This is a genomic window from Paenibacillus sp. FSL F4-0097 (assembly GCF_038593125.1).
In the GTDB taxonomy this organism is placed as follows: Bacteria; Bacillota; Bacilli; order Paenibacillales; family Paenibacillaceae; genus Paenibacillus_AQ; species Paenibacillus_AQ odorifer.
Genome location: NZ_CP151965.1, coordinates 1449114 through 1464352 on the forward strand (window position 1 = coordinate 1449114; position 15239 = coordinate 1464352).

At 43.3% G+C, this 15239-nt stretch carries 11 protein-coding genes; 8 read left to right on the plus strand and 3 right to left on the minus strand.

Features of this window, described 5'->3' with window-relative positions:
* Positions 1-126 precede the first annotated feature (126 nt).
* The gene (locus tag MHH86_RS06410; protein WP_342479659.1) at positions 127-3933 is read left to right on the plus strand and encodes a collagen binding domain-containing protein; all 3807 of its coding nucleotides are present in this window, start codon (positions 127-129) and stop codon (positions 3931-3933) included.
* 67 nt (positions 3934-4000) lie between these two features.
* Here MHH86_RS06410 and MHH86_RS06415 read toward each other — a convergent pair whose 3' ends face one another.
* Together MHH86_RS06415 and MHH86_RS06420 are read right to left on the minus strand one after the other, a co-directional pair.
* A complete protein-coding gene (locus tag MHH86_RS06415) occupies positions 4001-5146 on the minus strand; it encodes a response regulator (protein WP_081384450.1) in 1146 nt (381 codons plus the stop codon).
* 84 nt (positions 5147-5230) lie between these two features.
* Positions 5231-8335 (minus strand): ATP-binding protein, encoded by a 3105-nt coding sequence (locus MHH86_RS06420; RefSeq protein WP_342479660.1) that lies wholly within the window; start codon positions 8333-8335, stop codon positions 5231-5233.
* A gap of 118 nt (positions 8336-8453) precedes the next feature.
* Here MHH86_RS06420 and MHH86_RS06425 point away from each other — a divergent pair, with 118 nt between their 5' ends.
* The 4 genes from MHH86_RS06425 to MHH86_RS06440 all read left to right on the plus strand — a co-directional run bounded on the left by MHH86_RS06425 (position 8454) and on the right by MHH86_RS06440 (position 11152).
* Complete coding sequence (locus tag MHH86_RS06425) at positions 8454-9020, plus strand: RNA polymerase sigma factor (RefSeq protein ID WP_051491104.1); 567 nt, start codon at positions 8454-8456, stop codon at positions 9018-9020.
* Positions 9017-9481 carry a zf-HC2 domain-containing protein gene (locus MHH86_RS06430; protein ID WP_036680116.1) on the plus strand — a complete coding sequence of 155 codons (465 nt, stop codon included), beginning with the start codon at positions 9017-9019 and terminating at the stop codon, positions 9479-9481. Before MHH86_RS06425 ends, MHH86_RS06430 begins: the two co-directional genes overlap by 4 nt.
* Before the next feature lie 64 nt (positions 9482-9545).
* Positions 9546-10043 carry a hypothetical protein gene (locus MHH86_RS06435; protein ID WP_036680114.1) on the plus strand — a complete coding sequence of 166 codons (498 nt, stop codon included), beginning with the start codon at positions 9546-9548 and terminating at the stop codon, positions 10041-10043.
* Between the two features lie 17 nt (positions 10044-10060).
* Positions 10061-11152, plus strand: coding sequence for a DUF5668 domain-containing protein (locus MHH86_RS06440; RefSeq protein ID WP_036680112.1), 1092 nt, complete (start codon positions 10061-10063; stop codon positions 11150-11152).
* Between the two features lie 74 nt (positions 11153-11226).
* Here MHH86_RS06440 and MHH86_RS06445 read toward each other — a convergent pair whose 3' ends face one another.
* On the minus strand, positions 11227-12207 hold the full coding sequence (locus MHH86_RS06445) for an aldo/keto reductase (RefSeq protein WP_036680109.1): 981 nt from the start codon (positions 12205-12207) through the stop codon (positions 11227-11229).
* Positions 12208-12433: 226 nt separating this feature from the next.
* On the opposite strand from MHH86_RS06445, the gene leuB reads away from it, so the two are divergent.
* The 3 genes from leuB to MHH86_RS06460 all read left to right on the plus strand — a co-directional run bounded on the left by leuB (position 12434) and on the right by MHH86_RS06460 (position 14860).
* Positions 12434-13516: a 3-isopropylmalate dehydrogenase gene (gene leuB / locus MHH86_RS06450; RefSeq protein WP_036680106.1), complete on the plus strand. Its 1083-nt coding sequence runs from the start codon at positions 12434-12436 to the stop codon at positions 13514-13516.
* Between the two features lie 171 nt (positions 13517-13687).
* Positions 13688-14227, plus strand: a complete 540-nt coding sequence (locus tag MHH86_RS06455; protein ID WP_036680102.1) for a peroxiredoxin — start codon at positions 13688-13690, stop codon at positions 14225-14227.
* 225 nt (positions 14228-14452) lie between these two features.
* Complete coding sequence (locus MHH86_RS06460) at positions 14453-14860, plus strand: hypothetical protein (RefSeq protein ID WP_036680100.1); 408 nt, start codon at positions 14453-14455, stop codon at positions 14858-14860.
* Positions 14861-15239 lie beyond the last annotated feature (379 nt).

The window sequence follows — 15239 nt, forward strand, 5'->3', positions numbered from 1 at the left end:
AGGTTGCAAATTTATATCATGAGAAAGAGTCAAGGAGGTTAATGCGGGGGAGTAGAGTACGGGATTCAAAGGATAAAGCTTAGGAAAAGCACGATAAACGGAGTGATAAAGGAGGCATTTTTAATAATGTTATCAAAAAAGAAAATTAGCGCATTGCTCGTAGTATTCTTGCTTGTGACGCAATGGGCTTACAGCTTTGGCTTTGGAGTCAATTCGCAGGCATATGCGAGTGGCAACGGTACTGTAATTGGAGATGACCTCATTACTAGTGTTACGCTTGCTGTATACACTGATGATAAATACACAAATACGGTTACAGAAAGCGTATATGAACTTGATTCCTATTCGGAATTGAACTATACATGGTCACTTCCAGATGGGCATGGATATAAGGATGGGTCCACCTATACCTTTGATCTTCCAACACAGTTTGAACTTTATAACGATCTGAATGGTGATCTTATTTTTGACGATGAGCCTGTAGGGACTTATACCGTCGACAAAAATACTAACCGCGTTGTATTTACATTTAATGCTTATATCGAAACTCACGATAAAGTGGGAGGGACTTTCTCCGTAAGGTCGCTTTTGAGCTCCAAGAAAATTACAGGCTCCACGAAGCAAACCCTGATTTTCCCGATACAAGGCGGTACTCAGACTATTGAGCTTAATTTTAAGCCGAAGGTTAGCTCTACTATAGAAAAAGACGGTTCGCCTAAGCCGCAGTATTATAACCCAACAAGCATCGCTTGGACGGTTGATGTGAATAAGGCACTGGAAAGCGTAAAAAATGCAGTTGTCACCGACACACTTCCTGCGGGATTATCACTGAATACGGTATCTATTGCTGTTTATGAACTTGATGTGAAGGTCGATGGGACTGTGAGTCTTGGCAATCTAGTGGACAGCAGCAAGTATGATGTGACAGGATCCACTTTGGGAGAGTTAAAGCTGAAATTTGCGGATAACCCGCTTACTAAGGCTTACCGGATTGGCTTCTCTACGGATATTACTGGTACTGGTGTAGATGCGAAAACCTTTTTGAATGAGGCAGTCTTAACAGGAGATAACGGATTTTCTAAAAAGGCTAGCACTACAGTTACAGTAGGACGTGGCAAACCACTATCGAAAGAGTCCATCAATTACGATGCAGCGAATCAGGTGATTTCCTGGGCTGTTAATTTCAATTACAATGAAAAAACAATTTTAGCGGCAAATGCTATTTTGAAGGATACATTCAATAACACCCAAGATCTAATTCTCAGCTCGGTTAAAGTTTATCCTGTAACGATCGACAGTAATGGCAACGGGGTTAAAAGCGCGGAAATCGCTTCAAGCGAATATACAATAACTCCAACAACTGCAACGGGATTAAATGGTTTTGATCTGAAATTTAACAATGATATAAATTCTGCCTACCGTATTGAATATCAGACAAAGGCAAATGGCAGAGTATTTGATGATGGCAAGATTACGAACAAGATTACTTATGATGGAAAAACAGAAACGGGTTACAGTGATATCAAGCAGCAAATTCTCCATAAATATTATAGCAACGTTAATTATGCGACTAAGACCCTTGATTGGACTATCCAAATTAACGACGACAGCAAGACTATGGAAAATTTAGTGGTGACGGACACTTTTGGCAATGCCGGATTAAAGCTTGTTCCGGGTACATTAAAGGTTCAACCAACTAAAGGCGGAACTGCTACCGTCCATAGTGTTGTTTACAATGCGCATGATCCGGCTGCAGTAAACGATGGATTTGTGATTACTTTTAATGCGCCGATAAATGAGCCTTACACAATTACTTATACAACAAGCTTTAACTATGATTGGCTGGCTCCGGGCAAAACTCAATTCACTAATACAGGTGCACTCGATTGGAAAGAAACGGTTAATGGGGTGCAGGAGTCTAAGCATAAAGAAGCGACCGTAACCTTTAATCCAAGAGATGAGGTTAAAAACAATGGGAAGAAGAGTGGTTCCTACAATGCTGTAACTAAGGAAATCACTTGGAACATTGGGGCTAATTATAATCAGAAAACGTTAAACCAAGCTCAACTGGTTGATACCATTTCAGCTGGCCAAGTTGTAAATATGGATTCTGTGAAAGTGAATGAATGGGAGTATGGAAAGGATGGAAATCCTTCTCCTCAAGCTAGTGTGAATTCCGCGGACTATAAAGTGGAGCTGGATGGCAGTGAGCTGAAGGTGACATTTAATAAAACGATTAATTATGCGTTCTACGTCACTTTCAAAACAACGTTCGCGGATCAAGCGATTGATTCAAATGAAATTAAAAATACAGCTACGTTATATGATGGTACGAAAGTAGAGTCCGCTAAACTGCAAGCTTCTGTTAATATCCCTCAGGGCGGGGAATATGTTAACAAAGAAGGTGCGCAGGATGGCAATAAAATACATTGGACGGTTTACATCAACCGTAACCAATCTTTTGTAAAAGAAGCGGTAATTACGGATATTCCAAGCGACAATCAAATCCTGCTGTCCAATACATTCCATGTCTACAAAACGAAAGTTGCAAGCAATGGGGATGTAACATCCACCAACCAAGAATTGGTGAGTGGTACAGATTATAAGCTGGAAATCACAACGGATAATGACGGAAAAGAAAGCTTTAAGCTTAGTTTCCTGAAGGATATTTCCGAAGCTTATATTTTAAAATATGATTCCCTGATCACAGCACAAAACAATGATAAGGTAACCAATCAGGTTAGTTTTGATGGTAAAAACATCAAGGTAGTTCCAGGTGTAAGCACCGAGGAAATTATCGTTAAGCTCTCTAGCGGCTCCGGTACAGGAAGCGGCGTAAGAGGACCGTTGACGATTACCAAAGTAGAAGACGGGAATACCAGCAAGGTGTTAAGTGGGGCCGTTTTTGATCTGTATCGCGTAGTTGATGCCGATAAGATCTGGATTAAGGAAGGCACGACGGATACAAACGGGATACTTGAATTTACCAAACTGACAGGTGGGAAATATGTATTAATTGAGAAAACAGCACCTGCTGGTTATGTTCTTGATCAAACACCACATGAAGTGACTATTTCTTCGACGACAGGGATAAGCCTTCAGGTTAAAAACAAAGTTCCGACACCAACAGCAACGCCTATACCGACCGTAACGCCAGCACCAACGGTAACACCAACGCCAGCGCCAACAGCAACACCAACGTCGACGCCGACAGCAACGCCAACGTCGACACCAACAGCAACACCAACGTCGACGCCAACAGCAACACCAACGTCGACGCCGACAGCAACACCAACGTCGACACCAACAGCAACACCAACGTCGACGCCAGAGGAACCGACAGGTCCTATCTGGACACCATCACCGACTCCGGAAGTAGTCGTTACTTCTACGCCAACACCAACACCAGTTGTGGTGGCAACACCTTCACCAACACCGATGGTAACGCCAGTGTCGACAGCAACGCCAACGGTTACGCCAACAGCTACTCCAAGCCAGCCTGTGGCAACTAGTACGCCTGTTGTTCCGCAGGTAACTCCACCTGTGCAGAAAGAGATTACCAATGAAGATGTTCCTATTGAAGGTGAAATTCCACTTGGGGGAGTGCCAAGCCTGGGAGATGAGCCGGGACATGGCAAAGTAATTATTACTAAGGATGGCAAATGGGTCTACACACCTGATCCGGGCTATATTGGTAAAGATAAGTTCACCATTATTGTTACAGATGAGAATGGAAATGAAGAAGAAATCCTCATAGAGATTGATGTGGAGGAAGTACCAAAGGGTACAGTCACTAAGCCAGGAAATAACAGCAATAAACCGACTCAGCTTCCGAAAACGGGAGAAGACAGCGCATTTCCGATCTACTTGGTAGGTGGAAGTCTGGTACTACTAGGGTTTGTATTAACAAGACGATTCAAACGTAATAACTAGGAAGGTAATAATAAAGACACCCGGTTTTATCCGGGTGTCTTTATTATGTCTTGATAGGGTATTTAGCTCATCGCACTCTATGGTTAAACTGTTCCCATTGCTCGTACCAGTGCTCAACGCTGGCTGGAAGGCCAAGGTTAAGTTCCTTTTGGAACAACTCCTTGAGCAGCTTGTACTGCTCTTCCACAGCGGAACGTTCTCCAATACTGTCGTAGACCTTCATTAATCCTAAATGCCCTTGTTCAAAATAAGGCTGAAGCTGCACTACTCGTTGATAGACAGTAACGGCCTCGGCAATTCTGTTGCTTTCTATATAAAATTGGGCAATGCCCATTGCATGGTGCAGCCAAATGGTACGAAGGCGTTGCCGCTCACTTTCGGCCCATAAATAATCATAATCGTCAAAGTAATCTCCAGAATAAAGCTCGAATAAAACTTGATGCTCCGCACAATTAACTTCACTAATGGTTTCCAGAGCCAGAATCCCCTGTTCCCACTTATCTACATCGATCAACATTGATCCGGTTTCAAGGGTATAGCCTTCCCCCCCGCTAAGGTTGCTGATATGCAGGTCGACTTCATTCTGCTTTAAGCATTGCCGGACTTGATAAATTGTTGTATAGAGATGGGTAGAAGCCTTTTTCAGATTAAAGTCAGGCCACAGCAGTTCAATCAGCATGTCTTTACTTACAAAGCGGTTGCGATTATGGAGCAAAAAAGCAAATAACTCTTGGGCCTTAGAGGTTCTCCAACGCAGATTATTCAGAGATTGTCCGCCTCGTTCAAAACGAAGCGATTGAAGACAACGAATGGTTACCTCTTCTGTTGCAATGATGAGTTTTGGGGCAAGTGACAATCTTTCTTCTAACCGTTGGACGGCCTTCAGTAGTCGGTCATTTCGCACAGGCTTCAAAATATAATCGAGCGCATTGATCTCAAAGGCTTCCACAGCATAATGGTTATACGCGGTAACAAAGATAATATTTGCGTTTGGACAGGTCTCTTGGAGCATCTCCGCAGCTTGAAGACCATTAATTTCAGGCATTTCAATATCAATAAAAATAACGTCAGGATGATAAGACGGAGCCTCTTGAATGGCCTGCGAGGGGTCCGTATAGGAAGCGGCTATATGTATGGATGGTATTTTTTTTAACATAAACTCTAATTTCACAAGGGCAAGCCGTTCATCGTCAACTAATATTGCCTGAATCATTATTAATCACCACTCAGATATAGTATTTTAGCCAAAAATACGTCGAATCCTTACTTGATATTTGGGTTCACAATAGTTTGTCTGTTAATCAGAAAGTTTTCGAAGCGGATTTTTTTTGTCAGAAGGAATAATAAAACTCACAGAAGTTCCTTTCCCTTCGGAGCTTTTAATTTGCAGCCCTTTTCCGTAGACCCGCAACAGCCGTTTATGTGTATTTAAAAATCCGATTCCTCGTACATCATTAGACGGATTGCTGAGCAACTGCTGGAGTTGTTCGTTTTTCATGCCTTGGCCATTGTCTGATATCGTGATTTCAATATCGCCAGCTTGTTCCTTGATGGTTATGGACACCGTTCCTCCTTGGGAGCGACTCAAAATACCGTGCCGGACAGCATTTTCAACCAGTGGCTGTATAGTCAGAGGCGGCAGCTGAAAATGCAAGCTTTCCTCATAATCCCAATGAATGGTCATCCTATCTTCAAAGCGCTCCTTCTCTATGTAGAGGTAGGCACGAACAAGCTCAAGCTCTCGTTCAATCGGTATCATAGGCTCAGCATTCAGGAAATTGAAGCTTAAACGCAAATAAGAGCTGAAGGCATCCACAAGGTGACTCATTCTATTAATATCAAAAGAGGCCAGCGCGGATATTGAATTTAATGTGTTGAACAAGAAATGTGGTTGTATTTGCGCTTGAAGATAGGCAGCTTCCACACGAAGCCGTTCGTTTACGGACTGTTTTAGATCTGTTAAGGAGCGTACACGGGCCTTCAGCTCTATTGCATTCATAGGCTTCATTACATAGTCATTTGCACCTGAAATGAATCCGGTATAAATATCTTCTGGTTGGTTTCGTGCCGTCAGAAGCAAAATGGGAAGCTCAGCAATGGTGTAACGTTCACGAATTCTATGCGCCAGTTCATACCCGGACATTTGTGGCATCATTACATCTGTAATAATTAAATCCCACTGAGCGGTATCCAGCAATAGTAAAGCATCGTTTCCGCTGGTCACCGTAACGATTTCATAGTCCTTGATGGAAAGTACGTTGGTAAGTATTTTTAGATTAACCGGATCATCATCTACAGCCAGAAGCTTGGGTCTCCTTCCATGGGCTGATGAAACGATACCCGGCGCGGTTAATTTGGATAAAGTGATCATAGATGGCGTGTCCGAGAATTCAGTCATAGAGGGCAGTTCTGAATTCAATACCCGGCTGGTTGAATCGTATAACGGCATTGTGAATGTGAAGGTAGTACCTTCTCCAAGTGTAGAGACTACACTGATTTTCCCGCCGTGAAGTTCAACTAACTGCTTGCTGGTGCTTAATCCAAGCCCGATGCCACCGCTAACTTCGTTCATGCTGGAGTCGCCCTGTTCATAGGGCTGGAAAGCTCTGAGCAACGTCTCCTCGTTCATGCCAAGACCAGTATCCGTAATATGAATCTGCGCCGATTTTTTATGAATATCTGCATGGATTCTTATCGTGCCTACAGTCGTATATTTAACAGCATTTTGAAGCAGATTGAACAAGATCTGAATGAGTCTTTTTTCATCAGCCACAATAGAAGGGAATGAATCTGGTATTTCTGAGACTAAGGATAAAGATTTCCCTTCCGTTAAGAATTTGAACATATCAAGCACACCCACTGCGAAGGATTGAATCTTAAGTTCTCTGAGCTGCAATTGTATATTGCTTTCACGGAGCTGGGATTGATCCAGCAGATCGTCTACCAGAAGGGACATACGTCTTCCAACAGTAATGAGCAGTTTTAAATTCTCAGCATTTTGATGCGTTACAGTGTCACGCTCGCTGTCCAGAACAGTTTCGGCAATGTTAATGATACTGTACAGCGGATTTTTTAATTCATGTGAGGTGTTAGCCAAAAAAACATCCTTTTGCGTAACACTTCTCTGCAGGCTGTGCGCCAGTTTTTCTGTCTCCTTAGTATTCCAGTGATATCGCTTAAATCCAAAAGTCGCAAAGCACAAAAAGGCGATAATTAGATCAAAAGGATAATAGGTAACGTTGACCCAGTTATAATTCTTGAACATTCCCCAAAGTGTGCTGTTAACGATGGCAAGCATGGATAACAACAGGAAAATAGAGCCTTCGTAATTTTTAACAATAGATCTCAGAAAAAGAATTACGACACCTAATGCTAAAACTAATAAATTTATGCCGAAAATCAGTGTGTGAAATTCATAATAGTGAACAACGGGTCCAAATAATATGAACAGGATGTCTACTATGGACAGGATGGTTAGGATACGAATACTTTTTATTTTTAAATCCGCGAACAAAAGATGTTTGCTTGTCTGCAGGATAAAAATAAATACAGCAATATAAGAGATAAAAAATAGTTTGAAATTCCATTGATAGTTCAAGGGAAATACGTGCAATAAAAGCCTGTCATCATCTATGAGTACGGTAGTTATAGCGGATATTACCAGCAGAAAAAAATAGATCAACATCTTTTGCCGCAGCCCAATTATATATAAAATAACAGCATATACAGCGTGCAGCAGTAGAACAACACATAATAGCAACTGTAGGCTAATAGATAGCAGTCTTTCCTGTGTTAAAGCTTTTTCGCTGCCAAATACAATCGTTTTAGAAATTCCCCCCGTTTGGGAGAAGGAATAGTTGGCTACATGGATCACAATTTCAATCTCACTTTTATCGGTTGTAAAGGATACTGAATAAGGCAGTATGTATGGGATATAGTGCTCTTTATTCTCAGCAGGAGTGCCAGAGCTGCCCAGCCGTTCACCATTGATATACACTTCTGAAGAAGAGCGAGCTCCGGAAATGAGAAGACTATAAGATTGCTTCTTATTATTATCTGTAAGCACACGTAGTCGATAGGAGCCGTAGCCATAAGCAGATTTATCACTATCGCTATCGCTAAGTGCATCTTTCCAGTTCCCCGGGACTTGTATATATTTTGTAGGAGCAGAGGTTAGAGATTGTTCGTTGAATGAAGGAAGCAGCATACCCGGGTAGAACTCCCACTGCCCATCTAAAATAAGAAGTTTGTCCGGATTCATATTTTGATCCCGTAAATCCAACACCCCATTGATCAATGTTGGTTGTGTGGTGTGTGGAGAAATCATTACCCATAGGATACGAAATCCAGTGAGTATAATAAGAAACAATGCGATAATTAAGAAGAGTTTTCTTTTAGTCATAATAGTTAAACATTATTCGACAACAAACTATATATTCCTCTCTTCGGCCTATTTCAAAAAATTCAAAAAAATTTATGCATAGGTTGCAGGGGGGAAGGATTGTCTGGCGTCTAACGTTATGAAGGTGAAGGAGGGGAGAAAGCTGGAAGAGGCAGAATGGATTGCTGCTGTGCTGAACGGTCAACATCAAGCCTTTGGGCATTTGGTGACACGTTACCAAGGCATGGTATACAGAGTATGCGTCAAAATCACAGGGGAAGCCGAATCGGCCAAAGATATGGCCCAGGAGGTTTTTATAAAAGCATATAAAGCGCTCCCCTCTTTCAGAGGACAGTCCTCCTTCTCGACATGGCTGTATCGGATTGCCTACCGCACCTGTCTGGACTGGAAACGGGCCAACGATAGGGAGTGGAAGTACCGAAGTGCAGCTGATTACACAGAAAATGATTGGGTAACGTCTCAAACTCCGGAGCATGAGGTACTTGAGCAGGAAACATCAGCTGAATTAGGAGAGAATGTGAACAGTCTGGCGGAACCGTACCGGTCGGTCGTCCAGCTGTACTATTTTCAGCGGAATTCCTACCAAGAGATTGCAGAGCAAAAGGGAGTTTCCGTGAAAACAATCGAATCGCAGCTTTATCGAGCCAGACAGATGATGCGTAAACAAAGGGAGGAATGGCGATGAATTGTGCAATAGTGAAGGAATGGATGCCACATTATATAGACGGCCTACTGTCTCCAGAGATGGAGCTGAGTATCCGATTGCACATAGAGTCATGTCCTGATTGCGCAGAGTGGCTGGAGGAAGCCAAAGCAATGTCGGAGCTGTGGTCGGAAATGGATGCTGACAGAGAACAGCTGCAGGCGCAGATGGACTTCCCGGATCTCGCAGCAGATGTTATGACACATATTGAGCAGCTCGAAACAGGGCGCAGATCACGAGCGACTAAGGCGACAAATGTAAGACGTCGTTCTGCCCCAAAAACCTCATGGATTCATTATGGAGTGGCTGCTTGCCTCAGTTTGTTATTGTTGCAGTTTGGGGTATTTGAGAATTTGGCCTATGGCATTACCGAAATAAACGGCCATATGTCGAATTCAGTAACCCAGTGGTTTGGTGGCTTTTGGGAGATAGAAATAAAATAATTGATCATTAATAGATGTTTAAATTGGCTAAAGTTTTGCTACCCAAATTTTAGGAGGATGTATTATGATTAAGAAGAGACGTTGGCTCACTTTTATGCTGGCTATGGTACCTGGAGTAGGTCATTTGTACTTAGGCTTTAAAAAGCAGGGTTTACAGTTTATGATCGGGGCGTCCTTATGTATAATGTTTATTCCGTCCGAGCCCTTGATCTTCCCGTTTGCCCTGGCGGCGCTGTGGTTTTATCAATTGTTTGATGCCCTGCAGAAGGCGGCTTGGATGAAAATAACTGCTGCTGAACACGAACGAATGATGTTTCATCCAGACAGCTTCGGAGCCCCTTGGACCATGGGGATGTCCTCTATGCCTGGATATCCGCATGAAGAGATCAATCCAGCTTGGGTGGGAATCGGCTGTGTTGTTGCTGGATTCCTCATGTTGGTAATCACAGCTTTCCCTACCCTTTGGGATATGCTGACTGAGATCAACATCGGCACGATCTTATTATCAGTGGGTCTGATTGCGTACGGACTGAAGATGTTAAGGAACAATACGAGAGCATAAGAAACGGGGATTTAACTATGGGGAGATGGAAAATAGGAAGTTTCACAGCAGCCTTGGGCTGCATTGCCCTTGGTGTCATTATCGTGATGGCTCAGTATGATATGATCAGCTATGAGGTGCTTGGTTTTTTATGGCCGGCGTTGTTGGTCTTATTCGGACTTGAGATGTTGATTAGACTTTTTATCAAATCCGATGTCAAAAGCCGTGTAAGCGGCTGGGCCATCCTGTTAATTATTGTGCTGATCGGAGCAAGTGGTGCTCAGACAGTAATGGCCGGAGGTTCACTCAGCAATCTGATCGGTAATACACATCTAACTCCGCTTAGTGGGAATGTGGAAGTGAAAGAGAATATTACGACGCTCAAAATTGTACTTCCAAGTGGAAAAGTAAAGGTTGAGGGTGTAGCTGGAAGCTCTTTGGATTATGAGGGAAGTTTACTGCTGCCTGGAAAATCGCAAAGTGATGCTGAAAGTGCACTAGAAAAGAAATGGAAGGTTAGTACTGAAGGAGATACACTGATTATGGAGCTTGATACCGATCATAATTGGTTCTCTAACATTCAGTTTGGATTCAATACCAAAAGTCCTTATCTAAATGTAAGTGCACCCAATAACCTTGCTGTTGAGGTTGAGACAAGTGATGGCTCTATAGAAGCCTGGAATCTAAAGTCAGGTATAGAGGTTGAGACAAGTAATGGTGCATTAAATATTCATGATATTGTCGGCGAAGTGGATGCGCATACCAGCAATGGGTCACTATCCGTACAGAATATCCAAGGTGAAGTTGAACTCGTGAGCTCTAATGGAGCCATAGTATTGGATAACATTGATGGGGCGTTGTCAGCCAAGAGCAGCAACGGCAAAATTACTATAAACTCAGCAGTGACCGGAAACTGGAAATGTACATCCAGTAACGGGAAGATTATAGTGGGCTTGCCGGCCGTGTCGGATGCGAAGATTATTGCAGATACAAGCAATGGCTCGCTGAAGGGGAATGTACCCTGGGATCGGGACGGCGATAGCTATGGTACCGCTGTGCTTGGTAAAGCCACTTATACTGTGGACTTAAGCACGAGTAATGGAAGTGTGACCGTGGACACAGCTGAATAAGAATGAATAAAAGGGAGCTGGGCTTCAGCGTATTGATTCTGCTGAGGCCTCAGCTCCTTTGTGATAGAACTTACCTACCAAGCATACGCTTTAGGGGCTTCACCGCCGGGTCCAGGGAATATTTCATCTAGTCGTTTAAGCACAGCTTCATCTAGCACAATCTCAAGACTGCGCAGCGCACTCTCAAATTGCTCCAGGGTGCGGGGGCCGATAATTGGAGCAGTTACAGCAGGATTAGCCAGTAACCAAGCAAGAGCGACATTATCCTGTGGTTCTCCCAGCTCCATACATAAGCTGGCAAAAGCCTCAAGCTGGCTCTTGTGCTGCTCTACACGATCTGCATTTCCGCCACTCCGGCTGCCCTCTATTTTTTTGAGTGCATTTCTTCCGAGCAGACCTCCATCGAGTGGGCTCCAAGGAATAATACCTAGCCCCAGATGGCGAGCGGCTGGCAAAACTTCAAGTTCAGGAAGCCGACAGGTCAGGCTGTATTTATGCTGCTCTGAGACTAGTCCAAGAAAACCACGAGCCTTTGCTTCTTGTTGAGCTATGGCGATATCCCAGCCTGCAAAGTTACTGGAACCGACATAACCAATCTTGCCTTGACTCACAGCCAGCTCGAAAGCCCCCCAGAGCTCTTCCCAGGACGTACTGCGGTCTATATGATGCATCTGGTACAATTCAATATGATCGGTCTGAAGACGCTGCAGGGACCCTTCAAGATGGCGGCGAATGATATATGAGGATAATCCTTCTTCATCATTAGGACCATCAAGGTTATCATTCATGGCTCCATAAACTTTGGTGGCTAGTACAACCTTTTCCCGCCGTCCGCCGCCTTGTTTAAACCAGCGTCCGATAATGGTTTCAGTCAGGCCAGAATTTTCGCCCCAGCCGTAAATGTTAGCGGTATCAAAAAAATTAACACCTGCATCCAGTGCAGCGTCCATGATGCGGAAGGCTTCTTTTTCATCCGTCTGCGGGCCAAAATTCATCGTTCCTAGACATAGGCGACTGACCTTCATGCCGGATTTGCCAAGCTTTGCATATTGCACTTCGCATTCACTCCTTTGATAGATGACTTCATATTAATTGTAAACATCTTCAGAACTAAGAGCAAATATGCTCAGCATTGACGGTAGTGGTCTGATCCTCTCTATTTATAGGCTACACCTATCAGCTCAATAGAATCTATATCTTTGTCCTTTACGACTGGGTATGATACAACAATATAAAGAAGAACTATGTCTGTTAGAGCAGAAAACTTGAGGAGTGACTGAGATGAGTGAAGTTAAAAAAATCGCCGTAATCGCAGGGGACGGTATTGGACCAGAAGTTGTAGCAGAAGCGGAAAAAGTATTAAAAGTAACAGAAGAAGTATTCGGTTATGCTTTTGAAACAGAGCACGCATTATTTGGCGGTATCGCAATAGACGAGAAGGGCACTCCGCTGCCGGAAGATACACTTGAAATCTGTCGTAGCGCAGATGCTGTGTTATTGGGTGCTGTTGGTGGACCAAAATGGGATAATAATCCAAAGGAGCTTCGTCCCGAAACCGGACTACTTGGAATTCGCAAAGCACTGGGGTTGTTCTCCAACCTGCGTCCAGCTGTCGTATTTGACTGTCTTAAGGATGCTTCGACTTTGAAGCCTGAAGTCCTGGAAGGCACAGATCTTATGGTAGTTCGCGAACTGACTGGCGGGATTTACTTCGGAGATAAATTGCGCCGTCAAGGAGAACATGGTGAAGAAGCTGTGGACACCTGTGTATATAACGTAATGGAAGTAGAACGAATTGTCCGCCAAGCTTTTGAGATTGCCGGCAAGCGCCGTAATAAACTGGCGAGTGTTGATAAAGCGAATGTACTTGAAACTTCACGTTTGTGGCGTGAGGTTGTGAATAAGATTGCTCCAGAATATCCGGAGGTAGAGGTAGAGCATGTACTGGTTGATAACTGCGCAATGCAGCTGCTGCGCCGTCCATCTAGCTTTGACGTTATCGTTACTGAGAACATGTTTGGTGATATCTTGAGCGACGAGGCTGCTATGCTGACAGGATCTATCGGTATGCTTGCTTCAGCTTCGATGGGTGACGGCAACTATGGTCTCTACGAGCCCGTTCACGGCTCTGCTCCTGATATTGCCGGACAAGGGCTTGCGAACCCGATCGCAACAATCTTGTCGCTGGCCCTGATGTTCCGCTTAACCTTTGGTTATGAGGATGCTGCTGCTGCAATCGAAGCGGCAGTTGCTGCAGTATTGGATGCAGGACACCGTACAAGTGATATCGCCGTGGATAAGAGCAAAGCGATCAGTACAACTGAAATGGGCGACCTGATTGTTGCAGCAATCCGCAAAGCCTAATACTTTATTTATAATAATTATAAATAAATAATTGATCTAATCTTGACTTTGATTTTGTGCGATGATACCATTTGTTAAGTAGACAAGATATTATCTATTTCAGCATTTTTCAGTATATTGAGAGATACAAATGGTATTTTTTCTTACATAATCAGAGGGAGGATTCTAGCAATGGCGGAACGTTTAGTAGGTAGACCGGCTCCCGATTTTACTATGGAAACCGTATCAGGTGATGGTAAGGATTTTGGTAAAGTAAGCTTGTCTGATTATCGTGGCAAATGGCTTGTATTCTTCTTCTATCCGCTTGATTTCACATTTGTATGTCCAACTGAAATCACAGCTCTCAGTGACGCAGCAGCACAGTTTGAAGCACTTGATACAGCGATTCTCGGTGCAAGCATCGATTCGATCCACAGCCACAAAGCTTGGATTAATACCCCTAAGGATTCCAACGGCCTGGGTCGTTTGAATTTCCCGCTTGCAGCTGATATTACGAAACAAGTCTCTAAAGACTATGGCATTCTGATTGAAGAAGAAGGTATCGCATTGCGTGGCTTGTTCATTATCGATCCTGAAGGCGAATTGAAATATCAAGTCGTTAACCACAATGATGTAGGCCGCAGTGTGGAAGAAACTCTTCGTGTTCTGCAAGCCTTGCAATCTGGTGGTTTATGCCCAATGAACTGGAAGCCGGGCGATAAGAATCTGTAAATTTTAGACCGTTATCATAGTGATCTTTGATATTCTGATTTCTACCTCCTTGCAGAAAATTTTCTGTAAGGGGGTTTTTTGCACCAAAAGATCTTGTATATCTAAATAGATTTGAAAATAGGCGCGAAAAGTTATATTATGTCCTCGAGTGGAGGAATCTCCATTGGGGTAATGTAATACAATAATAAACAATCAAAGGGTTATTTCTAAGGAGGGCGAACAAATATGAGCTTTTGCTGTGGAGCGAGTATGGTAGGAACAAAGGGGACCCTAAAACATTATCGCACGCAAGTCCATAATGTTCCCCTGCTTTTTTGTCCGGTATGTCATCGTGTGGAGGTTCACTACAAGGTCGAGAATGAATATGAGATCTTAGCGGAATATGCACATGGAGATGGTGTTACCGACGTGGACTTTCAGGACTATGTCATGGAAGACGAAACTGCAATTTTCGAGAACGTCATTAACGTCGAGAGTGAAGATCCTCTAGCCGTTGTACGCAATCAAATCGATATGGCGCTTGATCTGCTAGCTGTAGCCAAACAGATTGAGGATACCAAGTGGGAACGGGAATTGAAAAAAAGGTTAGCTGTGATGAGTCAGCGCCGTCTACGCCTGCAACAAAAGGCATAAGTTTATTACTAATTTTTTGGGCATGCCCCATTTCCATGTAAGCCTCCGCAATCGCGGGGGCTTTTTAGCTTTTTATAATCCTTTTTAGTTTTTCGTGATCCTTTTTAGATTTTTTTAAATCATTTAGGCGAATAAATAGCGATAAATATAATTTGATGTGATGTTTCATATGTCTTTGGAATCATTTTATGAATTTTTTTACCATTCGACAGTTTCTCCGATTGCGTTGTCTAGTTCTCTTGGATATGATTGGAATATAATTGAACCGGTTGAAAAAAGTGCAACGATTACCGAATGTTCTGGCGGCTTCGTCATACACTCAAATACATAGTAATTTGATGTCGCTTAAGCGTCTTCGTCAAATGCAGTAAAAGGGGGA

Coding starts and splice junctions, on each gene's coding strand:
- MHH86_RS06415 (WP_081384450.1), bottom strand. CDS start 5,146: ATGATTCAGGCAATATTAGTTGACGATGAACGGCTTGCCCTTGTGAAA.
- MHH86_RS06410 (WP_342479659.1), top strand. CDS start 127: ATGTTATCAAAAAAGAAAATTAGCGCATTGCTCGTAGTATTCTTGCTT.
- MHH86_RS06455 (WP_036680102.1), top strand. CDS start 13,688: ATGGCGGAACGTTTAGTAGGTAGACCGGCTCCCGATTTTACTATGGAA.
- MHH86_RS06440 (WP_036680112.1), top strand. CDS start 10,061: ATGGGGAGATGGAAAATAGGAAGTTTCACAGCAGCCTTGGGCTGCATT.
- leuB (WP_036680106.1), top strand. CDS start 12,434: ATGAGTGAAGTTAAAAAAATCGCCGTAATCGCAGGGGACGGTATTGGA.
- MHH86_RS06460 (WP_036680100.1), top strand. CDS start 14,453: ATGAGCTTTTGCTGTGGAGCGAGTATGGTAGGAACAAAGGGGACCCTA.
- MHH86_RS06435 (WP_036680114.1), top strand. CDS start 9,546: ATGATTAAGAAGAGACGTTGGCTCACTTTTATGCTGGCTATGGTACCT.
- MHH86_RS06430 (WP_036680116.1), top strand. CDS start 9,017: ATGAATTGTGCAATAGTGAAGGAATGGATGCCACATTATATAGACGGC.
- MHH86_RS06425 (WP_051491104.1), top strand. CDS start 8,454: ATGAAGGTGAAGGAGGGGAGAAAGCTGGAAGAGGCAGAATGGATTGCT.
- MHH86_RS06420 (WP_342479660.1), bottom strand. CDS start 8,335: ATGACTAAAAGAAAACTCTTCTTAATTATCGCATTGTTTCTTATTATA.